Origin of the sequence: Chitinophaga japonensis (genome assembly GCF_007830125.1) — a bacterium.
Taxonomy (GTDB): Bacteria; Bacteroidota; Bacteroidia; order Chitinophagales; family Chitinophagaceae; genus Chitinophaga; species Chitinophaga japonensis.
The window spans coordinates 168,779-179,858 of sequence record NZ_VLLG01000003.1; the positions used below are offsets into that span (position 1 = coordinate 168,779).

The 11,080-nt window shown below is 55.3% G+C and carries 7 protein-coding genes; 1 reads left to right on the plus strand and 6 read right to left on the minus strand.

Annotation, left to right across the window (positions count from 1 at the left end):
* Positions 1-95 precede the first annotated feature (95 nt).
* From LX66_RS09710 to LX66_RS09725, 4 genes are all read right to left on the minus strand, one after another.
* Positions 96-1,982 (minus strand): SusD/RagB family nutrient-binding outer membrane lipoprotein, encoded by a 1,887-nt coding sequence (locus LX66_RS09710; protein WP_145712441.1) that lies wholly within the window; start codon positions 1,980-1,982, stop codon positions 96-98.
* A 19-nt stretch (positions 1,983-2,001) separates the two neighbouring features.
* Positions 2,002-5,118 carry a SusC/RagA family TonB-linked outer membrane protein gene (locus tag LX66_RS09715; protein ID WP_145712444.1) on the minus strand — a complete coding sequence of 1,039 codons (3,117 nt, stop codon included), beginning with the start codon at positions 5,116-5,118 and terminating at the stop codon, positions 2,002-2,004.
* Between the two features lie 284 nt (positions 5,119-5,402).
* Positions 5,403-6,560, minus strand: a complete 1,158-nt coding sequence (locus LX66_RS09720) for a zinc-dependent alcohol dehydrogenase (RefSeq protein WP_145712446.1) — start codon at positions 6,558-6,560, stop codon at positions 5,403-5,405.
* Between the two features lie 110 nt (positions 6,561-6,670).
* Entirely contained in the window at positions 6,671-7,069 is a 399-nt protein-coding gene (locus LX66_RS09725; RefSeq protein ID WP_211366155.1) for a rhodanese-like domain-containing protein, read from the minus strand.
* Between the two features lie 124 nt (positions 7,070-7,193).
* Between LX66_RS09725 and LX66_RS09730 the strand changes: the two genes are divergently transcribed.
* Positions 7,194-8,081 (plus strand): LysR family transcriptional regulator, encoded by an 888-nt coding sequence (locus LX66_RS09730; protein WP_145712448.1) that lies wholly within the window; start codon positions 7,194-7,196, stop codon positions 8,079-8,081.
* Between the two features lie 5 nt (positions 8,082-8,086).
* On the opposite strand, the gene LX66_RS28355 is transcribed toward LX66_RS09730, so the two are convergent.
* On the minus strand, positions 8,087-9,196 hold the full coding sequence (locus LX66_RS28355; protein ID WP_211366158.1) for a hypothetical protein: 1,110 nt from the start codon (positions 9,194-9,196) through the stop codon (positions 8,087-8,089).
* An 87-nt stretch (positions 9,197-9,283) separates the two neighbouring features.
* Positions 9,284-11,050 carry a glycoside hydrolase family 9 protein gene (locus tag LX66_RS09740; protein ID WP_145712451.1) on the minus strand — a complete coding sequence of 589 codons (1,767 nt, stop codon included), beginning with the start codon at positions 11,048-11,050 and terminating at the stop codon, positions 9,284-9,286.
* Positions 11,051-11,080: the final 30 nt, after the last annotated feature.

Sequence of the window (11,080 nt, forward strand, 5' to 3'; positions counted from 1 at the left end):
TCCGGGTGGAAGTTATGCAAAACCTGTAAAAAGCACAAATGCAGCGACGCCGTGTACGGCATCGCTGCATTTGCTTTTATATGCGTTGATCAGCTTTAGTGCTTCGCCCACCAGAGCGGGGTCAGTACGGCATCCGCGCCGTTCAGCAGGGACACTGCCTGCTCATAGCCGGCCGGGTTGCTGTTGGACAAGCTGCTGGGATACCGCAGGCGTTGCGGGAAGAACTGGATATTGCTGGTCATATAGTTGCCGGAGTTGAGCGCCGGCAGGTTAGGCAGCGGACGTTCTATTGCCGGGTTCTCGTAGAACGGCAGTCCCAGCCTGCGCTGGTCGTTCCAGGCTTCCAGCGGCAACCAGGGCACCTGCGCAATGAACTTCTGCGTGATGATCTTGGTCAACTGGTCATTGCGGGTATTGCCGCCCTTGTACAGGGTATTGGACGGGTACAGGATGTTCACGGTGCCTGCGGCGCCGGTGTAACCGTCCTTGTACGCCATGGCATGTGAAGCCGGCGGCTCCGCGGTGTGCGCCCAGCTTACGGAAGTACCGGCATTATTGTAATCCTGTGAAGTGAGATAGCTGCCCAGGTGCTGGCTAACGCCCCAGTAGTCAAAGCTGCTGGCAATACCTGCTTCATAGGCCGCTTGGGCAGTAGTGCCCGTGTTCCAGCCTCTTACGGCCGCTTCGGCCAGCAGGAAGTAAGTTTCCCAGGGTGCAAAGAAGATGCGCTGGGATTTGCTGTTCCTGAATTGCTGCGCCAGGCGGGGATTGGTGCCGGGATAGGTATATAACTGGTTTTTGGCGCCTATCTCGCCCCAGTCGCCGGAGGTGGCGGCATTCCAGGTATAGGCGGCCTCTATATCACCAAAGTCAACGAATGTGCGCTTAGTGGTTTTTGCATCGTTGGTGTAGGTGGGATAGGGGGAGAAATCCGGGTTATTGAACTGGCCGGGAATAATGAAGGCTTTGTACGCGCGCGGGTCCATCACTTCATGCAGCCCGTCAAACCAGTAGCCGGCTACCGGGTCGTTGGTCATGGTGGTGATATGATTGGCAAAGCGCAGGCCCACATAATCTGCCGGCTTGATGTACGTGTGCAGGGAATCCGGTAACTGGTCCGCAGAGGGAATGCCGCCCAGCCCGATGTACAGGTTGTTAAGGGTAGTGGACAACAGTTGCGAATTCCACTCGCGGCTCATTACGCCGGAGAGGTCATTCCAGCCTTCTCTTTCCTGTACCTTGAAGATGTGGTCCGCTTCGGTGATCAGCAGGCCGGTGGCGGCGGCTGCTTCAAACTCCGCCTGGGCTTTGGCCGGCTCCACTTCCGACAGGCGCATGGACAGGCGCAGGCGCAGGGAGTTGGCAAAGCGTTTCCACTTTTCATAGTTATAGCCGTAAGCCGGGTCGTAGGCAGCGGGGCCGTCGGTTACGCTGGCATCAAAAGCGCCTGTTGCGTCCGTCAGCTCCTGCAGGATATAATAATACACATCCTTTACGCTGGAAAATTCCGGGTTTACGCCCTGGAAGCCGGTTACCGGTATAGGCCCGAAGTTGTCGGACATTTCGCTCATCAGGTAAGCGCGCCAGATGCGGGCCACCTGCAGCAGGTTGTGGGTATACGGCTGTCCCGTACCGGCAGCGATCTTTTTCTCCGCCAGTTCCACGGCCAGGTTGATGCTGTTCAGCCAGCCGGACACCTGGTTGTAGTATGCGGTGGTCCAGCCATCATCATAGCCGCCGCTGGACAGGCCGCCCTGGCGGTGCTGGCGCCCGGCGGTTTTCCAGTACAGCACAAAGGAACGTTCCGCCACATCCGGGTTCATCTGCGCCCCTATGATAGAGCCATTGATGGCGTATTCCACCTCTACCTGGTCTTCACTGGCGGATTTCGGATCATTGTTGATCTCTTCAAATTTCGAGCATGACTGCATCAACAGCGTTCCCGCCAGCAGTATACATGCGCTTTTTATGATGTTTTGCATACGATTCTTTTTTCAGCGATTAGAAACTAACGGATAAGTTAAACAGGAAGGTGCGGGACGTAGGCACGCTGCCATTCTCAAAGCCAACGGCATTGGTGCTGGTAGCGTACACAGATTCCGGGTCGATACCGTGCATGTGGCTGGATATCAGCCATACGTTGTTGCAGGAGAAGCCGATGCTGGCGCGCTGGATGGGCGTTTTTGACAGCAGCTTGGCCGGCAGTGCGTAGGACAGTTGCACATTCCTCAGGCGCACATTGGAGGCATCGTATATGTTTGCTTCCACAATGCCCACGTTGTTGATACCGATACCGTTCACCCAGTATTGCTGCGGGGACACCGCCTGCGTATTGGGGCTGTAGGTTTTGGTATCCGCATCGTATACCACACCATCTACCAAGATGTCTTCACGTTGCCCGTTTACTACCGTGGATGCCGCGGTACCGGTCCGCTGCATGGCAGACAGGGAGCCGGCAAACATCTTACCGCCAAAGCGCGCATCTACCTGGAAGCCCAGGGATACGCCCTTGTAGTAGAAGGTGTTGGTAACGCCCAGTAAGCCGCTGGCCTGCTGGTTGCCCAGCCTGATCTTACTGGAAGTGGCCAGGGGCAGGCCGTTCTCGTTCACGATGATCTTACCGAAGTAAGGGCTGCTTTCATCGGTTACGCGCTGGTAGCCGGTGCCCCATATTTCGCCATACCGTTCGCCGGCTACGGCGTACACCTGCACGTCATCATAGCCACCCAGGGAGTACTGGGAAATACCTTGTCCTATTTCCTTCACTGTGTTCTTGTTGTTAGAGTAGTTCACCATCACATCCCAGGAAAGGCCCTGCGGCTTGTCCAGTACGCGGGCGTTCAGCATCAGTTCCACACCCGTGTTCTGGATGTCGCCGCCATTGATCTTTTTGGAGGAGTAGCCGCTCAGCGGGTCCATGGGAAGATTGATCAACTGGCGGGTAGCGTTGGATTTATACCAGGCTACGTCCAGGCCTACGCGGTTGTTGAACAGGCGGGCTTCCGCACCTACTTCTACAGACCGGATCAATTCGCTTCTTACATTGGGATCATAGAGCACGGCCTTTCTTTTCACAACGGTATTACCGTTGGGGTCTTTGCTCACTTCGTAGGTATTATACAGCTCATAAGGGTCCAGGTCATTACCTACTTCCGCGTAGGAGGCGCGCACCTTACCGTAAGATATCCAGGAAGGCGCTTCCCCGCCCAGGCGGCTGATCATGTCCGTAATGATCAGGGAGGTGCTTACAGAAGGATAGAAATAAGAGCGGTTCTCCTTGCTGAGCGCGGAGGACCAGTCGTTACGGAAGGTAGCGTCTATAAACCAGTAAGCGTCCCAGTTCAGTCCCAGGGTACCGTATACGGAGTTGATCCTTTTTTCCCGGAAGGTTTCAGTAACGGTCGGGTTGTTTTTGCCGTTGTTGATGGCAAAGAAATCGGGGATCTGCAGCTCGCCCGCATCGGCGCTCAGCTTGCTTCTCTTCTGCCGCATCAGGTTACCGCCCAGTGATACGGCGCCGCCCAGTTTGCCGAACAGGTTGTCCTGGTGAGCATTGATCAAAGCGCTGTAGTTGGTTTCGGTAAAGGTTTCCTTGCCGTTGCTGTAGCTGCCGTTAGCAGGTGAAGGGCTGCCGGCATATCTTTTTGCTTCAAAATTGGTGGTGTAAATGTCCGCACCGCCTTTCAGTTCGGCGTTGAGCCAGGAGGTGAAGTCATATTTCACGGAACCGGCCATCAGGAAGCGATCCCTGGCATCTTCGTTCAGGTCGTACTGGGAGCTCCAGTAGGGGTTTACCCGGTTGCTGCTGCCATACCACAGCATTTTGCCGTTCTCTCTTTTAGCGGCGCTGAAATCTTCTATGTTCAGGCTCACGGGCAGCATGTACAGGGTGCTGAATACGTTGCTGCTGTTCACACCGTTCTGCGGCCTGTTCACGGCTTTGGAATTAATGTACTGCACCTTGGCGTCGGTGGTCCAGCGCTTGGCGGCGCCGAAATGGGATACCGCGCGGGTGGTCAGGTTGGTACGTGTAAGCTTGGTGCCCGGTATGATACTTTTATCATTCAGGTGAGTGATGGAAGTATACAGGGAGGTGGCCTCGCTTACCTGCTGCTGGAAGGACAGGGTGTTCTTCACGTTCACGCCTGTGTTGAGATAATTTTTCAGGTTGTTGTGCGCGCCCAGGCTCACATTTTTACCCTGCCAGTCCGTTACCTGCTGGCCGGTGATCTGCGGGCCCCAGCTCTGCTCGGAAATGGGATCGAACACGCCTTCCGTGCCCTGCCCGAATGCGCTTTGCATTTCCGGCGTGGTAAAGGTTTCGGAAAAACCGAGCTGGGAAGAGTAGGTGATGCCCAGCCCTTTCTGTTTTTTACCGGTCTTGGTGGTGATCAGGATCACGCCGTTGCCCGCGCGGGAACCGTACAACGCCGCCGCAGCCGGGCCTTTCAGCACAGACATGCTTTCAATGTCTTCCGGGTTGATATCGGCCAGGCCGTTACCCATGTCCCTGGAAGGGTTCCAGAAGTCAGTGTTCTCTGCCCCGGTAAAGTTATCCATGGGAATACCGTCCACCACTATCAGCGGCTGGTTGGAGCCCGTGAGGGAGTTGTTGCCGCGCAGGACGATCTTGGAAGAACCTGCAGGGCCGTTACTGGAGCGGATCACCTGCAGGCCGGCCACCTTGCCGGACAAGGCATTGGCCACATTGGACTCCCTGGCATTGACCAGCGCTTCGCCGTTCACTTCCTGGAGGGCGTAGCCCAGTGATTTTTTCTCGCGTTTGATGCCCAGCGCAGTCACCACCACTTCACCGAGGTTTTTGTTGTCGATCGCCATGCGTATGTCCACGGCGGTTTTGCCGGCTACGGCTATCTCCTGTGTGAAAAAGCCGATCCCGGACAGCACCAGCACCCCGTCCGGGTTTACCTGCAGGCTAAAGTTGCCGGCGCCGTCTGTTACGGCGCCATTCGTTGTGCCTTTTTCAATAACGGTAATACCAGGCAGCGGATTCCCTTCCGCATCTTTTACGCTTCCCGATATTCCCTGCTTATTTTGGGCAAATGCCGTAAGGTACAGGCATGAGAATAGCGATAAAAAGACCAGTAATCTTTTCATAATCGTTGTTTGATAGGTTGATAATTAATTAGCAGTTAAATACGTAGAATAACATTAAATGTTTGGTTGATTACATTGTCCCTTGTCCCTTCTCCTTGTTGTTTTACCTTATCATGTTGCAGTGTTTAGATCACATAATAGATACCATTGTTGACGTGTAAAAAATCGGGACCAATTTATGAATCGTAAAACGATTTAGCAAATTTATATTACAAAAGGCGAAAAAATGCAAAGCCGGTAACACATTTGTGCTACCGGCTTTGCCACTGTACCTGTGCTGCTGTTTACGGCTTTAATATCACCTTTACGCAATCCTCTTCCTTATGCTTGAAAATATGATAGGCATGGGACGCATCCTGCAAAGGCAGGCTGTGGGTAACAATATCATTCAGCGTTACTTTTCCTTCCTGCACCAGTGAGAAAAGATGATCGATGTGCTTTTGCACGTTGGCCTGCCCGAAGTGCAGGGTAAGACCTTTATCAAAGATGCGGTGAACGGGGAAGTTATCATACGGGCTGCCGTACACGCCCACTACCGTTACGGTGCCGCCCCGGCGCACGGCCCTGAAGCAAAGCTCCAATACTTTATCCGTGCCTTTTTCCACATTTACTACGGCTTTCATCCTGTCCATAAAGGAGCGCTCGGCTTCCATGCCCACGGCATCCACGCAAAGGTCGGCGCCGCGGCCGTTGGTCATGCTGCGGATCGCTTCCACTACATCTGTTTCATGCGGGTTCAGCACCTCCACGCGGTTGCGGTCCCGGGCCATCTGCAGGCGGTAGGGCAAAGGGTCAATGGCAATCACCCGGCCGGCGCCCATCAGCCAGGCTGCTTTCTGCGCCATCAGCCCTACCGGCCCCGAACCGAAAATAGCAACGGTTTCCCCGCCTTTCAATTGTCCCCAGTCAATGGCGGTCCAGCCGGTAGGAAAAATATCTGTCAGGAAAAGCACCTGGTCGTCCGTAAGATTGTCCGGTACTTTGCGCGGCCCGAAATTAGCGTAAGGCACGCGCACATATTCCGCCTGTCCGCCGGCGTAGCCGCCATACATATCCGTATAGCCGAAAAGCCCGCCGCCTTTGTTGTTCAGCAGGTTGCCGTCAGGGCCGTAGTATTCCGGGTTGGAGTTTTCGCAATGCGTTACCTGCCCGTGATTGCAAAAGAAGCAATGCCCGCAGGCTACCGGGAAAGGCACCACTACCCGGTCGCCCACGCGCAGGTTGGTAACGCCCGCGCCCACCTCTTCTACAATACCCATAAACTCGTGCCCCATTACCAGGTCTTTTACCTGCGGGAAGAAGCCGTCATAAATATGCAGGTCGGAACCGCAAATAGCAGTAGCGGTCACCTTTAGTATCACATCTTCCGTGGCTGTTATAGCCGGGTCAGGTACATGATCAACGCTGATGTCGCCGGGTTTGTGGAAAACTGCTGCTTTCATACTTGCATGGTTTTATAAGGCCGGGCGACAAATACTATACCACGGGAATGGCCGCCTGGAACGCCGGCCGGCCATGTACACTACGGGCAAATAAATACGCACTGCTTCCGCTAACAAAAGCAGGTGATCCCCATTTTACGCGCTATGCCGGCAGTCCCGGCGGTGGTATACTGGTCCCTTTTCCACCAGTCCAGCCCGCCCATCAGCTCTTTTACCCGGAAACCCAGCCGGGCCAGTTTAAGCGCGCCCTTGGTAGAGGCATTGCAACCAATGCCATCGCAATAGGTCACATACAACACATCCCTGTCCAGGTGTGCGGTAGTGGCGGCGTCCATGGTACGGTGCGGCAGGCTGACTGCACCGGGGATATGCTCCAACTCGTAGCCTTCGGTGCTGCGGGCGTCTATTACTATAATGCGCTCACCGTTGTTCAGCGCTTCAAACAGGTCGGCGGCATCCATTTCATAAGCCAGCTTGTTTTCGTAATGTTGAATTTGTGCAGACATCATCTCAAAGTTTTTATGCCGGCAAAGCTAAGCAGGAGGAGGGCGGTCCACCAACTCAAAGAATTTATGATCATCATCGGGATTTTTAATACTGACCCAGGCCGGGAACTTGTAATTTTACCGCTGTATGGAGATAAGACAACTGAAACTGATCAAGGCCATTGTGGAGGAGGGGAGCATTACCAAAGCCATTGACAAGCTGCACCTTACCCAGCCTGCTTTAAGCCACCAGTTGCGGGAGGCGGAGTACCAGTTGGGCGCTAAAATATTTCACCGGATCAACAAGAAGATGGTGCTGACAAAAGCGGGTGAAAAAGTGTACGCATTGGCGAATGATATCCTGTCCCGGATGGAAGATGCGGAAACGCAGATCCAAAAACTGATATACGGGGAGTCCGGCGAGATCCGGCTCAGTACGGAATGCTATACCAGCTATCACTGGCTGCCGGCATTGATGAAAGCCTTTCACCTGGTGTACCCGAATATAGACCTGCATATTGTGATGGAAGCCACGCACCACCCCTTGCAGAAATTGCTGGCCGGGCAACTGGATGTAGCCATTACCAGCGATCCCGTGAAGGACCAGCACATCTCCTACCGGGAGCTGTTCCGGGATGAAATGGTGGCTGTAGTGCCGGATACGCATGCCTGGGTAAAAAAGAAATTCGTGGCTGCGGAGGATTTTGCCACACAGCAGTTGATCATACATTCCCTGCCGATGGAAACGGTCACCGTGCACCAGTACCTGCTGGCGCCGGCGGGAGTATCGCCGCAGAAAGTGATCGTGCTGCCGTTAACAGAGGCCGCAGTGGAAATGGTGAAGGCCGGCATGGGCATTACGGTGATGGCCAAATGGGCCGTACATCCTTACCTGGAAAAAGGAATGCTGAAAGCGGTGAAGATCGGGCGGAGTGGCCTGAAACGAACGCACTATGCTGCTACGTTGGTCCACCCGCAGCCGCCGGAATACCTGCAACGGTTCATTGAATTTTTACAAAGCGAGATCGCGCTGTAAGGCAGCTATTGCTGCGGCATGGTATTGAAAGACACTTTCTCCACCACTACGCCCAGCTTTTTCAGCACAGACATGTCGGTTTTTATTTTTTTGTCGCCGGTTACGGGATTGTACAGCTTGGGATCGCCGGTATTGATGGCCTTGAAAATGATGGATACGCCCTTTCCTTCCAGCGCGCCGCCTTCCCAACTATCTACCGCGCCGCTGTTCACCCATTCAAAACCGTTGATCCTGAAATCGCGGCCGTTGACCTTTACCACTTTTTCCAGCGGGTCGCCCACTTTAATGCCAAAGGGGGATTTCCATTTGGAGCGCTCCTGCGTGAAGGTGATGATCTTGCCGCTGTCGCCGGCAAAAAACACTTCCATTTCATTCGGGGAGTCGGGGAAAATATAATAGCCCTGTCCCAGCTCATTGCCTTCCAGGTCTTCCATGGCGCGTATGGCTACATGCTCCTTGCCGTACATGGCTATCAACTGTTCCGGTTTGGAAAGCGGGAAGATGTTGCGCACATCCCAGTTGAAGGGGTCTTCCGCAGGTGTAGCTGCCGCAGCAGCAGTAGCCCCGGCAGCAGGTGCTGCACCGGTGTTGCCGGCGGCGGCAGGCGCTGCTCCCGTAGCCGGTGCGGCATTGGTAGCGTCGGTGGCCATCCGTACGGGAGGGCGTACTTTTGCGATCTGCCCGGTTCTTTCCAGCTCGGCTTTTTCCTCCTGCAGGGCTTTGGCCTCTCCTTTATACTTGTTCACGGTATAGGTAGCCAATGCATAGACGCTGTTGTTGGAAAAGCCCATGGTGCGCAGGTTACCGATCAGCTCCTGCCGGTTGCAGTTGCTGTACTGGTAGAGATATTTGAGGGCTGCATCCAGCGCAGCAGGATCTTTCTTAAGCTCCATCATGGTTTTATCTATTTCCAGCCCGCCGGAGCCGCTGCGCGACAACTGATCTGCTACAAATACGGTAGCCGCATCCGTCCCGGGCTGGAACCGTTCGGCCACGCGGGTGGAAAACTCGTCAGCCAGCTCTCCGGAGAGCGTGGTTTGGGCATGCAAGGCAAGGGGGAAAATAAGCACCGCCAATACCAGTATACTTTTCATCCGTGTTATGCTAAAGTTCATGTGCGATGGATTAAATAATAGATGCATGTAATAATGTATAAACGCTTCCGTTCCCGCTAAATTATGTAATAATTCGCCTGAGCCGTATTAATCTTTTACATACCCGGCCCGCTGCTGCAGGGCTTCCAGGCCGGCAGCCAGGTATACGGCCGGCGCATTCCAGTTAATGGCGATCTCGTTGCTGGCAAAGGAGCAATCCGTGTCCGAATACGCGGTTTCCGGTTCGGTATGGTCATAATGGCACTGGTCCTGCCGGCCGGGATTGGGGCCGCCGGCCAGTAAACCGGGTACCGGGTCTGCAATGCCGTCTGCTATGGATGGGCGATGATGCGGGTGCATGGTGGCATAGCTGCCGATGCCGGTCACAAAGCAATACCCGGTGGCATTCCTGCCCAGCAGGTAATCCAGGTTGGTGAGCGCGTTGTCCACGTACTTGCGGTCTTTTGTAAGCAGGTAAGCATTCAGCAGCACAATGCCCTGGTTGGCGGCTACTGCGCTGCTGCCCCAGATAAAGTCCCGCCGGCTTTTTCCCATTACCGTATGGAAGGCGCTGCCGGCCACATGCGGCAGGTAAGTGTCCGCCAGCCGGATGAAGCGTGCTTTCAGCGACTGCAGGGCTGCAGCATGCCGGCCGGGTAATTGTTTTGCAAACCGCAGCAGGGTATAGCCGCCCAGCAGGTGCACGCCGGCCCAGGAGGGCAGGGAAAGGCTGTCAGACAAATAAGGAGCGATGGCATCATAGTATTGCTGCCTGCCGGTGCTGGCCAACAGCTCTGCGCCGGCCCAGAATTTTTCATCTGTAAAGGTCCGGTCGCCATAGCCGCCGGTAGTGACCTTCGGCGAATACTGCCGGTTCATTTTATCCTGGTCATACGCCAGCGCGGGGTGCTGCTCCGCCCATTGCCAGGCGCGGATGGCGGCCTGCAGGCAGGAGTCGGACAACCCCGGCAGCTCCTTGTTGAAACGGCGGTAAACGCGGCCGGCCTGCGCCATCACAGCCGCAAAGTCCAGCGTGGCGGCCGTGCCCTTCTGTACTACATAGCGCGGCGCTTTGGTAACGCCGGGCATCACCATGCCGTCAAAGGAAGCGTTGGTGCACTTGTTGTATACCCCGCCGTCATACGGGTCCTGCATGGTCAGCATCCAGCGGAGGTTGTACAGCGTTTCGTCCAGGATGTCCGGTATGCCGTTGCGGCTTTCCGGTATGTTGGTGTGCAGCGTATCAAAATAAGCGGTAAAATCTTCGTAGGCTGCCAGCAGGGTGCCCATGGTAATACCGGAGTTCACGATGTACTTGTTGTAATCGCCGGCATCGTACCAGCCGCCGGGTGAGGATATGACCGTGCCCGCCGGGCGCTGTGTGGTGGCTGCGGAAGGATGCACCAGCACGGCGGTGTCCGGGTGCCCGGCCGGCCGTGCCCAGCGGCCCGCATAGGTGGCCTCCAGCGGCATGGATACGCGCTGGTAATAATAGCCTTTCAGCAAGGCGGCCGCCGCTGCGTAATGCGTCTGCGGGCGTACCTGGAAAGGGTAGGAGGGCGGCAGGCCGGGTACGGCTATGATGTAATGACCTGTTCTTTGAAGATCACTGAAATCGATCTTCCGGGTGCTCAGGGAGGAATTGGCGGATGTTACCGGCGCGCCAAGCTGGCCGGTGTACACGGTATCCTGCCCGTTGGCGTCCAGGATAAAAAATTGAGTGGAGGGTGTGGCGCCTGCCACTACTGCAATTTTATCTGCCAGCGGGTAGTATCCGCACTGGTTCAGCCGTATAGGGCGCACCGGCGGTTGCGCCGCTGCGGGGAAGCTGTGCATAGTTACCAGGCAGGTAAGGATAAAGTGGAATTTTCCCATTGTATGATCGGTTACTGAATGAGCCCGGAA

Excerpts from the sequence above, each read along its gene's own strand:
- LX66_RS09710 (WP_145712441.1), bottom strand. The coding sequence starts at position 1,982 with ATGCAAAACATCATAAAAAGCGCATGTATACTGCTGGCGGGAACGCTG.
- LX66_RS09715 (WP_145712444.1), bottom strand. The coding sequence starts at position 5,118 with ATGAAAAGATTACTGGTCTTTTTATCGCTATTCTCATGCCTGTACCTT.
- LX66_RS09720 (WP_145712446.1), bottom strand. The coding sequence starts at position 6,560 with ATGAAAGCAGCAGTTTTCCACAAACCCGGCGACATCAGCGTTGATCAT.
- LX66_RS09725 (WP_211366155.1), bottom strand. The coding sequence starts at position 7,069 with ATGATGTCTGCACAAATTCAACATTACGAAAACAAGCTGGCTTATGAA.
- LX66_RS09730 (WP_145712448.1), top strand. The coding sequence starts at position 7,194 with ATGGAGATAAGACAACTGAAACTGATCAAGGCCATTGTGGAGGAGGGG.
- LX66_RS28355 (WP_211366158.1), bottom strand. The coding sequence starts at position 9,196 with ATGAACTTTAGCATAACACGGATGAAAAGTATACTGGTATTGGCGGTG.
- LX66_RS09740 (WP_145712451.1), bottom strand. The coding sequence starts at position 11,050 with ATGGGAAAATTCCACTTTATCCTTACCTGCCTGGTAACTATGCACAGC.